Origin of the sequence: Paraburkholderia sp. FT54 (assembly GCF_031585635.1) — a bacterium.
Taxonomy (GTDB): domain Bacteria; phylum Pseudomonadota; class Gammaproteobacteria; order Burkholderiales; family Burkholderiaceae; genus Paraburkholderia.
Window position 1 is genome coordinate 761365 of record NZ_CP134197.1, and the last position, 16892, is coordinate 778256.

Consider the following 16892-nt stretch of genomic DNA (forward strand, 5'->3'; position numbering starts at 1 on the left):
CAATTCCGGTACGTCCCCAAGCGCAGCCCAATGGCAAAACTGGGTTGCGCTTTTCAATGCGCGGCACCCAAGCTAACCACCGCCCTCGATGCACCCTCGCGCCTCTGATGAACACCCGCGCATTCGACGTGCGCTCCTATTCCGACGCCAGTTCGCATCGACCCTGGTCGCCGACGGCAGTCAGCTTCGCGCGCTGCAAGATTTGATATTCGATCGCAGCCTGGGTTCGTCGGAGCTGCGGCGGTCGCTGGAAGTAGCTGGAGCAACAAGCACCGTGACATCGCTGTGGCCAGTGCCGAGCGAGCAGACTGCAGGACTGGTGAAAGTCTTCTACGCTGGCCTTGCCGCAGGCATGCCGAAAAGCCGGGCCTTGCAAGCCGCAAAAGTCGCGCTGCACAGCGAAGGTTATCCGGCTTATGCACGGGCTGGTTTTCTCCTCGCCGGCTCCGATTCGCCTCTGAAAACCTAGCACTCAGGGGCCGCCGTTGCCGGCCGGTCGTGCTGCGAACCGGCTCAGCCCCGTCGCATTTATACACAATCAAACAGACCATGATTCAGGAACTACGCGGCAAATTCACGACACGTAAAGGCCATCGCGTTTCGCGGCTACGGCGCTCCATTGTATTCACCGGCCTGGGCCTGGCATTACCGTGGCAAGCGCGAGCCGATGCTGACGCGTTCGGACAAATGGACGACCTGCGTGCGAAGCTCGGCCAGCTTCTCATGCCAGCAACGGAGTCGCTCAGGCAAAACCGAGCGGAAGAAGCGCTTCCTTTGCTTACTCAAGCATCCGCGTTGGTCGAGGCTAAACCGGATACCCAATGGCCATGGCGGCTGCGAGTCAATCTGCTCCTTGGATGTGCGCTGCTTGGCGTAGGGCGAAACGAGGAAGCGCGACGCGTGCTCGAACAGGCGAGAGCTGCGGAAGTGCGAACCCGTACTGAACGGATCGAGCCGTACTACGGCATGCTCATCAGGCAGGACGATGAAATCGGCAAGATGCTATTCGACATCGAGTTCTCAAAGCCGATGTTCACGACGCTTGCCTATGCCATTCAGGGCACACAGCGCGCCTACACGATAGACGATGTGCTATTCCGGGAACCGGTGAGCCTGGCGGACATTCCGACCACATTGGCACGCGCGTTGGTGGCCTGTCGGCAACCTGAATTGCTCGCCGAACTCTATAGACAGTGTATCGAGAACGCTTCGAATTCGGCCCTCAAGGCGCCCTCACCCGGTATGGCAACGTCGCCGCCCATGGCCAGAATCCAGATGCTGCTCGCCCAGGCTGGGCAAAGCCGGGCCGTCGACAACGAAGCGTTCCGCAGGGCAATGGCGGTAATGGCTGCGCGTATGCCGCCTGCCGCACCCGAATTCGACTGGTCGAGCCTTACCAATGAGCGCCGCACATTTAAATTCGCCTTGCTTCTCGCCCGGGCCGGCCAGCGCGAATTAGCTGATGACGCGTTTCGCCGGGCGCTCACCCAAAGCCTCCAGCGGCAGCGAGAGATGGCGGCGGCGAAACCTGGCTATCAGGTGCAGCTAGCCGGATTTGCCGTGAGCCGTGCAATGACGTCAGCGAGGCTTGGATTTCGTCTCTCCGGACCTGACGGCAAGCGCTTGCCTCCGGACATAAGTGCGGAACTGATCGGGCTCGTTGTCCAGAACAAAGGGCTGGGGATTCGCTACGTGGAGCGGATGAATTTGCTGTTGGAGACATCGTCGAACGAGCGCACGCGGACGACACGCGACCAGCTGCACGCCATCGACGCACAACTGGCAGCACTGCAGCCCTCCAAGAAGGCGCTCACCCAGTTTATGACGCTGACCATGCAATACGGGGTTGGTCTGCAAATGGTCGCGCCGGACCTCCGTGCTCGTGGATTGGATGACGTCATCGTGTCGGGCAGTGCCTTACTGCCTCAGGTGCAGGCCGTGCTGCGCGACAGCGTCGCGATTGGCTATGCGCAATACGAGACCGGGGCGGCGGACGGAGACGGGCGACGGATCACAACGCGCTATCTGCGCTACTGCGTTTCCCGGGACACGGTCGACCTCCGCGACATTGGCGCGTGCCGGGAAATCGATGCGGCTGCATTCGCGTTACGGCGGGCGGTGCTGGCCAATAGCGACTGGAGCGCTCAAAGCCAGTTGCTCGCCCAATCGCTGTTGCGCGACTTGCCGCCCAGTGCGGCGAACGCGAAGAACTGGGTGATCGACCCGGACGGCGCGCTCTCGCTGGTGCCGTTCGAGGTACTGCCGGACATCAATGGTCAGCCCTTACTTCTGCGCCGCGCGATCCGGTATGTCACCTCGCTCGGGCAACTAACCGAAGATCGTCCTGTTACCACAAGCGCCGGTCCCGCGTGCATCGTTGCCAACCCTGACTATCCGTCCCCGGATCAGGCATCGGCTGGAAAAAGGCAGCCGGCGACCCGCAATTTCTGGCTGGGCGATATGGAAATACCGCCATTGCCGGACACCGCCAACGAGGCCCGCGCAGTCCAGAGCGGCCTCACGAACATTGGTTTCAGGACCAGGTTGTTCGAGCACGAGGCGGCAACCCCTCAGGCGTTGCTCAACCTCGACTATTCGCCGCCGGTCGTCCATGTCGCCAGTCACGCCGTCATTCTTGAAAGTCCATTTCCGGCGGATTCTGGTGATGCACAAAATGACCGGTTGGCCGAGGCCTTTACGTTTCCGACGGCACCAGACAACGCGGAAATGGACCGCCTGGACGGCGCGATAACCGATTTGATTTATCCGGGGCATCGAGCAGGATTGGTGCTCTCCGGCGCTACGTCTGCTTCAATCATGTTCGCCAAAGACATCTCCCGGTTGCCGCTGCAACAGACTCAACTGGCGGTGCTCTCCAGTTGCGATACGGGCAATGGCGATATCGACGTCGGCGAGGGAGTGGCGAGCCTGCGACGCGCGCTCGAGCAGGCTGGTGCTGCAAGCTCGGTCACGTCATTGTGGCCCGTGCCAAGCGAAGCAACCGTGGACCTGATGGCGGAGTTTTATCGTGCGCTTTCTCAAGGGTTGCCGAAAAGCCGTGCCCTCCAGCAGGCGAAATGCGCAGTGCGGCAAGCAGGGCATCCCGCATCGGCATGGGCTGCCTTCCTGCTCGCGGGCAGCGATAGTCCGTTGCGGAAGATTTAAGACCTCGGCGCGGATGGCGCCGTGAACGATCCGTAGCCGTCTCGCCTATCCCGCGTTTGTCGGCGCCAATCGACGTTTGTCGCATTCTCGATGATGCCCGGGTGCGAACACGCGAAACTGTTTTCAACGCGATGCAACCCACCAACAACCCAACCCACAAGAGGACCAACTCATGTCGAAGAATCTCGTAAAGCGCATCGTAATCGCAATGGCCGGCGCAGGGCTCGCCGTTTTCCTTGCAACAGGCTATGCCGCCAAGGCGCATGACAACCAGCAGTACGTGCAGCACGACTGCCGGTCGCGTTGCGTGAACGGCGATTGCGAGATCGTCCGTGACGACGGAAAACGCTTTCACGTTCAGGTTCAGGCGCAATACGATTCGTTCAACAACCAATGGGTGTACCCGTCTCCCGAGTGCCCGATGAACTAACACAAGAAGAAAAGCAGCCAGCGCCGATTTCGGCGCTGGCTGCTTTTTTCTTTCGATTGACGAACACCAACTCAACTTGCCGAAGCAATCTAAAGCCAACTTCGTCGTCCGACTTCAATGCGGTTTCCTTCACTAACTGACGCAATGCTGGGCGAAGCCCTGCCTCTTTGGCAAGCCACGCCCAGTCTTCGCCCACGCTGCACAGCTGCCGATTAGTTAACCTGCAGGTTTCCGCCGTTACCCAAGCCCCCCTTGACGTTCTGCGCCTGGTATTCCTTGACGGAGTCGACGAGGTTATTCAACGAGTCGGTGAAAGCAGCAACGATCACTTTGCCTTGCGGCGTATTCGAGTACCCGCTGATCGTGCCGCCGTTCTTCGTCGTGACGAAGCCCGCGAGCATCCCGAAGTCGATGTTCCTGGCCGACCCGGTGGCAGCCGCAAGCTGTACGCTCGATCGGGTGTCGACCAGTGTCAGCACCGTGGATGCCTCCTTAGTGTTCATCGAACCGGCGACGCTAGCGAGCGCGCCGCCCACAATCGGCACGAAGGTCAGGAGGTTGGACGCGCCGCCCGTCGTGCTGCTCGAGTTGAACGTAATGGTGGGACTGATGGTGTAATCAGCCGCAACCATCTGCCCCTTGTGCATCCTGGAAGTCTTGCGCAGCTCGCCCGTTTCGTTCAGCTGCCGTTCGGTCATGGCGGCATTCAGGGCGCGTCCGCGGTCGACGATGACAAAGCAGTTCGACTGCTGGACCAGTAGCTTGAGAACGGGCACCGTGCTGCCGAGCTGATACTGCCCGGTCAGAAGCGAAAACCACGGCGCTGCAGTGTCCTCAACGATCGACGCGGTGCCGAGCGGCGCCTTGCAACGCTTCAACCCATCGTCGGTGCTTTGCGAGTTCGATCCGGCCACGCTCGTGCTATCAGGCGACCTGGCTCCGTTGCCCAACTGCATTTCCGAGCACGCCGAGAGAAAGAGCAGCGAAGCTGCCGCAAGAGTTGTCAGTTTGAGATTCATCGATTCAGTTCTGTATCTAATTTTTGTGATTGGTCTGCAGCGCGTCCGTCGGGGAGTCAAGCCTCGCGCACACCCTTATCAGAAGCGATAGGCCAAACCGACCTTGACGATTGGATAGACCTTCACACGGTTCACCTTGTACTGCAGGCTGGCCTTTTCAGCGTCGACGTTTGCCTGGCCCGCGGCGGCCACGATATCGGCGGGCACATCGTAGGTGAGCTTGGGCTTGCCGAAGGCGACCCCCGCGTCAAAGAAAAACGACAGGCCACGCGAGAGCGGATTGTGACCAAAACCAATCCCGAGATACGGCCGCACACTCGGGAATTGAGCTTTCGCGTGAATGGTTTCGCCGTTCGCCGGGACCGTCACGCCATTGAGGGTGTATGTGCCGGACATGTTGGTCGCGTCGCCCGCAAGATTGTCGCCGCCGATGAGAACGCCGGCTGTCAATCGCACACCGACGATGCCCGGTACCGGGAAGAAGTCCGCATAGAGGCCACCGTGATAAAGACTCAGCTTGCCGTCGTAGTGAGCGCCGCCGGCATTGAAGTTGTGCGAAAGGCCGATGCCGTTGAAATCGGCGCGGACGTTGTCATGCGATTCAAACGAATAGCCCACACCGGCGCCCAAGCCTTCAGTGCCGATGTTTCCGTATACTTCCTGAGCCTGAACTGCCGAAGCAGCGAACATTGCCAATCCTGCGACCGCTATAAGAGCGCACTTCTGCATGGCGAAAATCCCCGAATTATTCATATGCCGCATCCTGGCTCCGCGTCCATTCAATGTGGACCGTTTGGACGATCTGCTGGAATCGTCTGTCGGCGGAGCACCGCAGACGTTGAGGTGAACGGTTAGCGGGCGCCGGACGTCTTGGGTAACGCCGGCGGAGTTGTTTATTCCGGAACACACGACCATCGAATTTCCCCCATTGGTTCGAACTGTTTTGTTGCATAACCGGAGTTTCGTTTAGGCGGGTTCTGGCGGTGATAGCAAAGCGACGAACTTCACCCGTGTGCGACGAACGGGGAGATTTGCGCATTGAGTGCGAAAACGCGGTATCGGCAAAGTTCGAACTGGGAATCGAGTGACCAGTACCTGTGCGCGAGGTGAAGCAACGCTGCCTCGACATGCCAGCTCGAAGGCGGTTATTCCATCACTCCAATCGCACCCGGTTCAGACGGCGTTCATCTCGCCCATCCCGCCACTCATCGCAACGCAGCCGTATTCGTCGCATAGCTCGCGACGCACCCAAGCACGCCCGTAATACTGCTTCGAACGAGACCACTCGTTCTTCACGTCCACTCGATTACGGGAATCTGAACATGCGAACCAACCGTCTGACCGTCACTCTTGCCCTTTCGCTCGTCCTGGCTGCCTGTGGCGGCGCGGGTAGCGGCGCGGACCCGGCGTCGTCTGCTGCCAGCTCGACCGGTGCGAACGACACCTCGCCGGGCACTTCGGGCACTTCGGGGACTTCTGGAAACACTCCGTCATCGAGTGGCACGTCACCGGGATCAGCGCTGTCCTGGTCCACGCCTGCCACGATCTCGAAGACAGCGGCGTCCTATCCCGACCTTGCCATCGCATCCGATGGCTTTGCGGTCGCCGTCTACGTGCAGCCGGTCAACGCAGGCGGCACCAACGCCCTCTATGGCGTAGTGCGCCAGCCCGGCTCGAACCAGTGGAGCACGCCCGTTAGTCTTTCGGCCGCTGGCGAAAACCCCGCCATGGTGACGCCCGCATCCGGCAATCTCGCCACGCCGGCCGCGAATCGCGTCGTGGTCAACCGAACGACAGGGGACGCCACCGTCGCGTGGATCGATCAGGCGAGCGTGGCCTATCCGGCGGCCCAATCGATTTACATCGCCTCATATCAGCGATCGTCGAATAACTGGTCGACGCCCACGCGCCTCGGCTATGCCAGCTCGATGCCGGCGCTTTCGATCAATCGCAAGGGTGACGTGGTCCTTGCCTACATGGCGCCGGGCGCGACAGCGGATGCACCAGTGATCCAGGGCGACGTCATTGCAAGTGGCAAGACGACCAGCTTCGGTCCGATTGCGGCAGGCCACTCCGACGGCACTCCGCCGCAGGTTTCGATCGACGGTTCCGACAACGTCAACGTCGCATGGAGCGCGTGGGACAACTCGTCCGCCTTTCAACTGCTAGCGGCGCGGCGGCTTGCGAACAACACGGTCGGTGCGACGCAGGTCGTGGCAGGATCGTCCTCGACCAATCTCCAGTTCAGTCTCGCTGCTTCGGACAACGGCGCGGCGGTGATCGGTGTGGCCCTGAACCAGCAGATCTACACGGCACGCCTGCCAGCGGGTGCGATCAACTGGCAGGCGCCGATGTACGTGGCCGGCGCCACGGTGAACTTCTATCCGACGGTCTCGACCAACAGCAACGGCGACGCGGTCCTCGTGTTTTCAGCGGCCAATACGACGAACGCCAGCTACTACGAGCGCGCGCCATGGGTCGCCACCTACTCGGCGGCAAGCAACTCGTGGACAACGGCGTCCCAGATCGCGAGCGCCACGAATGGCGTCGGCCAGCCGAAGGTGTGGCTCGGCGACGACTCCTCCGTGTTCCTGTCGATGCGCGGCACTGCAATCATGTCGTGGCGGCGCAGCGCGGCAGCAACGAACTGGACGCAAACCATCCACGACCTGACCGGCGTCGCGCCGGTCTCGGCGGCGGATCCTGTGACGGGGGCGGCCGCTCTCGTGTGGCTTGACAGCAATACGGCGGACAACATGGTCGGGCTCCTCGCCGAAGTCTGGCACTGAGCGGCCACGTCGGTCGCCACGCGACCGACTTCAGCGTATCGTCCGTGACAGACCATGGCCCGGGATCAATTCTCGGGCCACGGTCTTTCGCTCGTGCAACTTCACTATTCGTTATCCGCGCGCAAGCCGTCGCTGGCGCTGCTAAATCCGGTTGCCGCACAAATATCGGTAAATACCGCGCTCAACACGCCGGTTGTTCTTCCGCCCAATTCCTCATTCGTCGCACAGACGCCATGTTCGTCGCATGGGCGATACAACGCCCTCGCCTGTCGGCGAAACTCTTCTCACCTCGATACCGCCCCGAGACGAGAGGAAAAAGAATGCTCAGACTCACGCACATTGCAGCCGCGCTATCCGCGATCAGCCTGCTGCCTGCTCCGCCACTGACGGACGCAAGATAGACGACCACCTGCTCAACCAGATCCGCATGTACGCGAACGGAACATGACCTATACCTTGACGCAAGCCCAGTTGGCCTCGATCAACTACGATGACCGCACCTTCGGGACTGACCGATTCATGCCCCCATGGAACGAAATCCCAACTGAATTTCAGACGCCGAACGCCTACACGAATCTGGTCGAAGCGCTGCTGGACAAGAAACAATTGCCCGACGCAGACCTGTTCTTGCGCCCAGCGTTCCGATACCCGGGGGCGTTCCGCGACCTGAACCTATGCGCACGCGGCCATCTGCTGGCCGAGGTGCCACGAGAACACAAGGTGGCGGGTGTCGCCTATCTCATCTCGCACGTCTGCGAGATATACGATGGTCCTGAGTATTCCTCGTTGCGCCGATCGTGGAACAACGTACGGTATGGCCTTTGGCCCAGCATCCATCATTGGGTTACGCGCCGCATCGCCAGATTCACTCCGCATCTGGCCCGACTCCGAATGAATGGCCCGCGACCCCGGCGGTCGCGATGAATCGCGACAGAATTTTCAATATCCCCCGTTAATTTTTGCTGAAAAAAGCCGATAAGAGTTGTGGCAACGACGATGCACGCAGACTGACCCGTCACAGAACGAAATGGCGGGCAACGCTGCAATGACGCCAGCTGCGTTAGCCGCACCACGCAATTAGAGTCATTTGATGTGAATTTAAAAATGAGGCACAAGTATGAATAAAATATCTAAAATCCTATTTTGCGCTTTGCTGATTTGTCTTTTCCCGGGGATGAGCCAGGCGCACCTGTCGGTTGCGGACGTCGATGGGTATCCTACTTCAACAATTTACGTGTCGTATAACTACGCATCGCAAAAAGAGGCCGACAATAAAGCTTTGGAAGGGTGTCGCGCTACCGCTAAAAAAAATGGACTGACCCAGCTAGAAAAAAAGTGCACTGTTATTAGCCGAGCCAAAAATCCCGGTTATGGTGCTCTGGTTTGTGGTGACAAGGGCTGTAGTTGGTCGACGGCATACGACGATATGCAGACAGCGGTTGATCACGCATACGACGATTGCTCCAAGTCTTATGGCAACTGTCAACGCGACAATATTCCAAACTGGGATGACGAGGCAGGGTTTCGCCAATCGTCTCAGGTCGTAGCCGCGCAGTCCCAAAGCTGCCGGCCTAACAAGTCGAATATAAGCTGCCGGTTTCAATGTACCAATGGAAGTTGCATAGTTACATATGAAAATGGCTGCAAAATGAGCGTCCAGGTGCAACCGCGATACAACCCATTTAATAATCAGTGGGAGTATCCCTCGCCGGCGTGCTAACCTGGCAATCAGTGCCTCGCTCCTGCATTTCCGTTCGCCCATTTGAAAGTGACGCGCGTAAACGACAGAAACCCGGCGCATGGCCGGGTTTCGGTCCTCAAAGGTTCACCGGGTAGCCCCTGTCCTTATGGATGTTTTTTCTCTGGACATTTATACGAACCGCACCGTGACCGACTCACAGAAACCCCAGTGACCGGCCCAGGTACGCTAAAACTGAAGCCGTCATCAGCTCCGCTCATCTATTGCAGGCACCAATACGTTGAGCAAGGGGCGATTGGAGTTCCACCGAGCCAGATTGTCCGAGAAGAGAGCCGCCATGCGACCGGGCCATCCCAGGATATTGTCGGCGCTGTGAGGCGACAGGACCAGGTTACGGCAGCTCCAAAGTGGACTGTCAGACGGCAAAGGTTCCTGTTCGAAGACATCCAGGTAAGCGCCGCCGAGCCGCCCCTCTTCGAGTGCGGACACCAGTGCGCGCTCGTGCACAATCGCGCCGCGCGCGGTGTTGATCAATATGGCCTCGGACTTCATCAGCGCCAGCGCCTTCGAGTCAATCAGATGGGTTGTTTCATCCGTATGCCGCACGTGCAGGCTAACCACGTCAGCGCGCGGCAACAACTCCGCTAACTGGGTCAACGGATACTGTTCGTCGATTCCGGCGTGCGTTTCGTGCACGCGGCTAGTGATCGCGACAACTCGCATGCCCAGACTCTTCGCTCGCACTGCAACCTCTCGCCCGATAGCGCCCAAGCCGACAACGAGCAAGGTTTGATCCGCCAGAGGACGAAAAGCAAGCGGCTTCCAGAGTCTGCGGCTTTGTTGATCGAAGTACTTCAGGAACCGTCCGTTTAACGCCAGCATGCCGGAAATTGCAGTCTCCGCAACGAATGGAGCCAGTACGCCGCGCCCATTCGTCAAGCAGACGTCGCTTCGTTCGATTGGCAGGAGGTGTTCATATCCTGAGCCTCCGACATGCGCCCAGCGTACCCCCGGAAAGAACGCCGCCCGGCGATGCGGCAGGCCACCGAACCCTGTCTTGCGGATCGCAAACACCGCATCCGGCTTCGCTGAGGACATGACCGCATCGACCTTCTCAAGATCGGAGATCCAATGGAATTTCACGTCTGGATGCGAGCCCTCCAGCGTTTGGCGAAAGTCGTCCGGCGTTGCATGAAGCACCGCCACACTCGTGATGGGCTCCACTCGTTGCGCAATATCTTTCATCGGATCTCCATGAGGGCCTGATTTAGAACTGATGCCGCATGCCAAGCAACACCATGGTCTGCGAGTCTTTGCCTGCGTCGAGGCCATAGGAACCGATCGACGCAGTAGCCGCCATACTGCCCCCCGTGCCATTGGCCGTTCGACCCGACGCCTTCTGATAGGCAACGAGCGTATACACGTCCGTACTCCTGGAGAAGCTGTAGTCGGCACCCAGGCCGACCTGATTGTAGGTCGCGTCGGTTTGCGCACCACCGTCGCCCTTGGTGAAGTCGTAACCGATGCCCAGCGTCGTTGTGGGAACCGGTTTGTAGTTGACGTAGAGCGTGGCGTTGTTAAAGTGGGTGTTGGCCGACAGCGGCCCTTCGCCGTATTCGACATTACTGTATGCCGAACCGAGGTGAAACAAGCCGAGTTGATATGTCGCGGCCGCGCGAATCATGCTCATGGATTTCGCCGAGAACAATCCGCGGTTGATACTCGAAAAATAGGGATTGTCGGTGGTGGGCGCGCTAGCGCCCGGTGCGAGCGACACACCGCTGCTGGTCAACACGAAATCGTTGCCGAAGTTCGCGTGAAAGTACCCGGCGGCAAGATTCAGCGGACCCTTTCCATACGCCACGGCAAGCGCATAAGTCTGACCGCTGGACGCGCTGCCCGCGACCCCGCCGAGCGCATACATCCCTTCCCACTGCAAGCCTGAGTAATTCGGGCTCACATACTTCACCGCGTTATTGACACCGAGACTTTCGTCGTAATTGTCGAGATCGCCTGGCGTCGCGAACGCCGAGCCGAAAACTGCGTCTTCGGTCAGCGGTTCAACGAAGTCGACAATCGGATCGAACTGCCGGCCGACCGTGACGGTGCCAAACGGAACGCTCGCCAAACCAACCGTCGCGACGCGGCCGAATTCCCGCCCGTTGTTGTTCAGCGCCCCGTTGCTAAGCAAGAACCCGTTTTCGAGCCTGAAAACCGCGGAGAGTCCGCCGCCCAGATCTTCGGTACCCTTCAAGCCCCAGGAGTTGGCGCTCAGCGTCCCGTTTATCATCTGGAACGCGGCCCCTGTCCCACCGTTCGCCTTCGGCAGATTACTCACATAACCCACGGCGGTATCCAGCGTGCCGTACAGCGTCACGCTGCTTTGCGCTTGTGCCGCGGTAGCCAGTGTGCTACATGCCAGCGTAGTCAGGAATTTTATCTTCATTTGTTTGCTTTTTCGTTGACCTGAAACTGCCTCGGCTCAATACGACTGCCTCTTCACCATCCCCGGAATCTCGACCATTTGTCGAGAATCTCACGCGAGCCAGTCCTGACGACCGTGTAGTAATCGTGCTGGGCGGCGGTCGGGCATGCGTGATTGGGGAGAATGCGCACCTGCGAGCCAATCGGCAGCTGCGGCAACTGCGCGGCGCTCCCGTCACGCAGCGCGAGAATGCCCTGCTCCTGATTGGCGCCGGCCATGATCAAGTCCGGGTACGGCACGCCATCGACGTCGCAGACAATGCCGTAGCCCTGGTCGATCTTTTGCGAGGCCGTGCCACGATCGCGCGACATGGCCATCCAGCCCGCATCGACCAGAATCCAGCCCTTGTCGGACTGATGCCCGATCACGGTCGCGAGCACGCTCAGCGCGATGTCGTCAACAGCGCACACGTTAAGCCCCGCCATCACGAGATCGAAGAACACGAACACCCCGGCGCGCACTTCGGTGACACCGCTCAGATCGCGCGCGAAATGAGCCGTCGGCGTCGACCCCACGCTCACCACCGGTGCGGGAAGACCCGCGTCCCGCAAAACGGCCGCACATCCAACGGCTTCCGCACGTTCGCGCTCGGCCATTGCGACGATCGCATCGACGGTATCGCACGAGTACGATTCACCCGCGTGGGTCATGACGCCGCGCAACGATGCGCCACCCTCATGCAGCGCACGGCCGATGGCAATCAGCTGCCCGGCTGCCGCGCGGCTGACACCGGCACGATGGCCGTCGGAGTCGATCTCGATCAACGTGGGAATCGGATCGCGACTGATACGCGACTGCTGCGCGACCGCATGGGCGGCATCCAGGCTGTCGACGACCACCGACAGATCGACCCCACGTCGACGCAATGCCGTCACGCGCTCGAGCTTGGCCGGTGCAATACCGACCGCATAGAGAATGTCCCTTACGCCGCCCTCCGCGAATTGCTCGGCCTCGCGCAACGTCGATACCGTTATAGGGCCGCCCGGACCATCCATGACACGACGCGCCACGTCGAGCGACTTCCCCGTCTTCAGGTGCGGACGCAGATTGACGCCGTGCCCCGCGAGCCGCCCACGCAAGCGGGCAATGTTGCGCACCATCCGGCTTTCGTCGAGCAACAGCGCCGGCGTATCGAGATGTTCGATTGACTGGGTCGAAGCAGGAACGTCCTGCGAATTGCCGACGAGGTTTGGCTCGTCGGACAAGCGCGGTGCTGAAATGATGCTGGTCATAAGTCGAAATGTAGAAAGAAGTGAACGCACTTACAGCGCGACGACACCGGTCTTGATCTGGGCAAAACTGCGCAAGCCCTCAGCGCCTTTTTCGCGGCCGTAGCCCGAGCGCTTGAAGCCGCCGAATGGCAACTCGACGCCGCCGGACGCACCATACGTATTGACGAAGACCTGTCCGGCCAGCACTTCCCGGATCATCCGGTGCGCAGTACCGATGTCGCGTGTCCATACGCCGGCGACAAGGCCGTAGTCGGTGCCGTTCGCGAGACGCACCGCTTCATCGATATCGCGGAACGACGTGACGGCCAGCACGGGCCCGAATACTTCTTCCTGACCGATCGCGCTGTCCGGATCGACGTTGTCGATCAGCGTCGGTTGAAAGAAGAAACCGTCACCGAATGCGCCGCCGTTCAGTGCATCGCCACCCACGACGATTTTCGCGTTGTGATCGCGAGCCCGTTCGACGAACGACATGACACGATCACGCTGAATCTTCGAGATCAACGGACCCAGTGCCGGGTCGCTCAGCGCGGGGCCGATCTTCACGCTGGCGAAGGCCTGTGAAATGCGCGCCACCATCTCGTCGTGCAGGCTCTCGTGGACCAGCAGCCGCGAACCGGCCGAACACGTCTGACCAGCGTTTTGCAAGATCGCGTTGATTACGCCCGGCACCGTGCGTTCTAGGTCTGCATCGCCGAACACAATGTTCGGCGATTTGCCGCCCAGTTCCATGGTCGCCGGGATCACGCGATTAGCCGCCGCGTGAGCGATGATGCGCCCCACTTCGACCGAGCCGGTGAATGAGATGTGGTCGATATCGCTGTGACCCGTCAGTGCCGCGCCCGCCGTCTCACCATATCCGGTTACGACGTTGAGAGCACCGGCAGGCAGACCGGCTTCGAATGCGAGCGCTGCGAGACGCACGGCGGTCAACGGCGCTTCTTCGGCAGGCTTCAACACGCAGCAGTTGCCCATTGCGAGAGCCGGCGCAATGGTGCGCGCGAAAATCTGCATCGGGTAATTCCACGGGATCACGTGCGCCGTGACGCCGTGCGGCTCCCATTCCGTGAAAATCATCGTGTCCGCATTCAGCGGAATCGATGAGCCGTAGTGTGTTTCCACGGCACTGGCGTAGAAGTCGAAATAGCGGGCGGTGAGTTCCGCGTCGCGTCGCGCCTGCTTCAATGGCTTGCCGGTTTGCAGCGCTTCGAGATGCGCGAGATCCGCCTCATCGCGCTTGATCAGTTCGGCGATGCGTCGCAGGATGCGCGCACGCTCGGCAACCGCAACCTTGCGCCACTGCCGCTGTGCTCGCCGTGCTGCGCGCACAGCGCGATCGATTTCGCTGGGTCCGCACTCCGCTGTCTGGGCGAATGCCTTGCCGCTGGATGGATCCAGCACGGCAACCGTGTCGTTTGTCTCGATCCACTCTGCATCGATGAAGGCGGCTGTCTGTTTCATTATGTGACTCCATAAGGACGCAAGCCGGCCGCCGCGTCAGCGGCCAGACGTTGCGGGAATGCGTGAATGTCTAGCGGGCAGTAAAGCCGCCGTCGAGCACGAGGTCGGTGCCGACCGCGAACGAGCTCTCGTCGCTAGCCAGAAAAAGTGCGCCGTAGGCGATTTCGCGTGCGTCGGCCACGCGCATGATCGGCGCCCACGACGCTTGGGCCGCGGCGGTTTTCGCCGGGTCGAGGCTATTGTCGACTTCCGCCTGCAGCAGCGGCGTGCGCGTAATGCCGGGGCACAGCGCGTTGACGCGAATGTTGTGGCGAATCAGATCGAGCGCGATCGATTTTGTGAACATCATGACCGCGCCCTTGCTGGCGTTGTATGCCGGCGACTCGGGAACCGCGACGATGCCCATCTCCGAACCGAGCGTGACGATCTTTCCGCCGCCGCGCTCGATCATCTTGGGTACCGCATGCTTGACCATCGTGAACATGCCCTTGACGTTGGTGGTCAGAACCGCGTCCCACTCGTCCTCGGATAGCTGCTCGATCGGCATCACACTGGTTATGCCCGCGTTACACACGAGAATGTCCAACCCGCCATGCTCGTCGACGGCGTGCTGCACCATGCGGCCAGCATCCGCCATCGAGCGGACGTCGCCCGCGCAACCGGATACCTTGCCGTATTGCGTCAGTTCGTCTACCGCCGCGGCGAGCGCCGCCGCGTTGATGTCGGTGATCACAACGTGTGCGCCTTCCTGCGCGAACAATTGCGCAATCGCCTTGCCTATGCCTGACGCGCCGCCGGTAATCAGCGCGCTCTTGCCATTCAGTCTACCCATCACAGTTCTCAAGTTGGTTGTTACAAGCCACGAAGAGACGTCGACGTGGCGAGGAAAAATTCAGGCCGTTTCGTTGCCGTAGCCCAGTGCTTCTTCAGTGCCACGTGTGGTTGCCGCACCGACGGGCAAATCGTCGAGCGATTCGTTGGTGACATCGACCAGTTCCGGAATCGCATCGCCTTCGATAAAGAGCACCGCGCCCAGGCGATAGAACGCCGGCGATTCACGGCGCTTGAGTTGCCGGCCCCACAGCGCGGCGAGGACGATCACCGCGACGACAATCCACGGGAACACGGTCAACGGCGCGGCAGGCCACGGATGAATATTCAGCCAGATCGCCGCAAGGAAAATGACGTTGGAGATGACAGGGAACGCGACATGCAGCAGCAGCGAAAACTCCTGGCGATAACGCTTCCACATGAATACTGGCAGTGCGATGTTGGTCAGGATCAGGATGGGCAACATGCCGAGCGACGACAGATAGCCGAGATTACCGAACGCGGACATCGGGTCCCACCAGAACCCCGCGCCAATACCCACCACGAGGGTCAGGATGGAGTACACCACAATCGCGACGTGTGGCGTCTTGTGCTTCGGATGAGTACGGCCGAGCGCCTTGTGAAGCAGCCCGTCGCGGCCCAGCGAATACAACACGCGGAAATTGGCGGTGTGGATGGCGAGCACGACAGCGACGATTGCGGAGACGGCCGCGAGGTCGACAAGATTGCCGTACATATGGCCAAGGTAGCGCACGGCGAGGTCATGGATCGGCTCCTGAGAATTGGCGAGCTTGTCCATGTGCGCAGAGCCGTAGCCGACCACGATCGAGTACATCGCGAACGTGAACCACAAACCAGCGAGCACCACGGATCCAATCAGCGCGATCGGCAGATTGCGACGCGGATTACGACATTCCTCCGCCACAGTCAGGCACGATTCGAAGCCGAAAAATGCCATGACGATAAAGACGAATGCCTGTCCGATACCACCGAAGCCCTGATCCGCGTGCATTGGCGAAAAGCTTTGCGGCACCTGGCCGGCATCGCCGCCCTTGATCACAATGACGATCAACAGGCCGCCCACTACCACGACTTCGGCAATCAATAGCGCGACGTCGAACTGCATCGACGCATGGACCGAATACCACGCGAGAATGCCGACGAGGACCACGACGCCGATCATCAACGCCCACCACGGCACCATGATGCCAAAGTCATTCTTCAGCGCGTTGCTGAGGAAACCGCCGAACAGGTTGGTGTTGATCGGGCTTTGCAGCGCGTACGCGAATAACATCAACATGCCGGCTGCAAAACCGGCTTCGGGCCCGAGACCGAGCGTAATGAACTTGTAGAAGCCTCCCGCCGACGTGACACGCTTGGCGAATTCCGCGATCGTCAACGCCATGAGCGCAATGCCCGCGGTCCCAAGCACGAACACGAACGGCGAAGACACGCCGGCCTTGCCGCCGATCAACGCCGATATGAACATCACGCCGATGGTCGGCGAGATAAACGCGAGGGACATGCCCATCGCACTGATTAATCCCAACGCGTTGCGTTTGAGGCCATCGGCCTCTGCAATCGCGCTCTCCTCTTTCGTGCTCATCGAATTGCTCCAGTCAGGTCAACTTGAGCGCATCGTAGGTCGTCACAAAACTGCCATCCAATGCCGAAATTCGATCGCGCGATGCTGAGCGAGCATGGCGCTATCGCGTATGCGAGCGACTCATTCGGCCGAGGACGAGGAAGAGGACGATGACGAGGACGAACAGAGAAAGCGC

The 16892-nt window shown here is 60.1% G+C and carries 13 protein-coding genes; 5 read left to right on the forward strand and 8 right to left on the reverse strand.

The window, feature by feature from the left end; genetic code table 11:
• Nucleotides 1-88: 88 nt before the first annotated feature.
• The 3 genes from RI103_RS36260 to RI103_RS36270 all read left to right on the forward strand — a co-directional run bounded on the left by RI103_RS36260 (nucleotide 89) and on the right by RI103_RS36270 (nucleotide 3595).
• Nucleotides 89-469: a CHAT domain-containing protein gene (locus tag RI103_RS36260; protein WP_310818866.1), complete on the forward strand. Its 381-nt coding sequence runs from the start codon at nucleotides 89-91 to the stop codon at nucleotides 467-469.
• 80 nt (nucleotides 470-549) lie between these two features.
• On the forward strand, nucleotides 550-3165 hold the full coding sequence (locus tag RI103_RS36265; protein ID WP_310818868.1) for a CHAT domain-containing tetratricopeptide repeat protein: 2616 nt from the start codon (nucleotides 550-552) through the stop codon (nucleotides 3163-3165).
• Between the two features lie 172 nt (nucleotides 3166-3337).
• A complete protein-coding gene (locus tag RI103_RS36270) occupies nucleotides 3338-3595 on the forward strand; it encodes a hypothetical protein (protein WP_310818869.1) in 258 nt (85 codons plus the stop codon).
• Nucleotides 3596-3807: 212 nt separating this feature from the next.
• Here RI103_RS36270 and RI103_RS36275 read toward each other — a convergent pair whose 3' ends face one another.
• Nucleotides 3808-4614 (reverse strand): CsgG/HfaB family protein, encoded by an 807-nt coding sequence (locus tag RI103_RS36275; protein ID WP_310818870.1) that lies wholly within the window; start codon nucleotides 4612-4614, stop codon nucleotides 3808-3810.
• 78 nt (nucleotides 4615-4692) lie between these two features.
• A complete protein-coding gene (locus RI103_RS36280) occupies nucleotides 4693-5529 on the reverse strand; it encodes a hypothetical protein (RefSeq protein WP_310818871.1) in 837 nt (278 codons plus the stop codon).
• A gap of 407 nt (nucleotides 5530-5936) precedes the next feature.
• Between RI103_RS36280 and RI103_RS36285 the strand changes: the two genes are divergently transcribed.
• On the forward strand, nucleotides 5937-7403 hold the full coding sequence (locus RI103_RS36285) for a hypothetical protein (protein ID WP_310818872.1): 1467 nt from the start codon (nucleotides 5937-5939) through the stop codon (nucleotides 7401-7403).
• Nucleotides 7404-7847: 444 nt separating this feature from the next.
• On the forward strand, nucleotides 7848-8327 hold the full coding sequence (locus tag RI103_RS36290; protein WP_310818873.1) for a hypothetical protein: 480 nt from the start codon (nucleotides 7848-7850) through the stop codon (nucleotides 8325-8327).
• Nucleotides 8328-9348: 1021 nt separating this feature from the next.
• Here RI103_RS36290 and RI103_RS36295 read toward each other — a convergent pair.
• From RI103_RS36295 to RI103_RS36320, 6 genes are all read right to left on the reverse strand, one after another.
• Nucleotides 9349-10347, reverse strand: coding sequence for a D-2-hydroxyacid dehydrogenase (locus tag RI103_RS36295; protein WP_310818874.1), 999 nt, complete (start codon nucleotides 10345-10347; stop codon nucleotides 9349-9351).
• A gap of 22 nt (nucleotides 10348-10369) precedes the next feature.
• Nucleotides 10370-11548 carry a porin gene (locus RI103_RS36300; protein ID WP_310818875.1) on the reverse strand — a complete coding sequence of 393 codons (1179 nt, stop codon included), beginning with the start codon at nucleotides 11546-11548 and terminating at the stop codon, nucleotides 10370-10372.
• A gap of 53 nt (nucleotides 11549-11601) precedes the next feature.
• A complete protein-coding gene (locus tag RI103_RS36305) occupies nucleotides 11602-12687 on the reverse strand; it encodes a DSD1 family PLP-dependent enzyme (protein ID WP_310819397.1) in 1086 nt (361 codons plus the stop codon).
• A gap of 162 nt (nucleotides 12688-12849) precedes the next feature.
• Complete coding sequence (locus tag RI103_RS36310; protein ID WP_310818876.1) at nucleotides 12850-14280, reverse strand: aldehyde dehydrogenase family protein; 1431 nt, start codon at nucleotides 14278-14280, stop codon at nucleotides 12850-12852.
• A 70-nt stretch (nucleotides 14281-14350) separates the two neighbouring features.
• Nucleotides 14351-15112 carry an SDR family oxidoreductase gene (locus RI103_RS36315; protein ID WP_310818877.1) on the reverse strand — a complete coding sequence of 254 codons (762 nt, stop codon included), beginning with the start codon at nucleotides 15110-15112 and terminating at the stop codon, nucleotides 14351-14353.
• Between the two features lie 60 nt (nucleotides 15113-15172).
• Nucleotides 15173-16717, reverse strand: a complete 1545-nt coding sequence (locus tag RI103_RS36320) for an APC family permease (protein WP_310818878.1) — start codon at nucleotides 16715-16717, stop codon at nucleotides 15173-15175.
• Nucleotides 16718-16892: the final 175 nt, after the last annotated feature.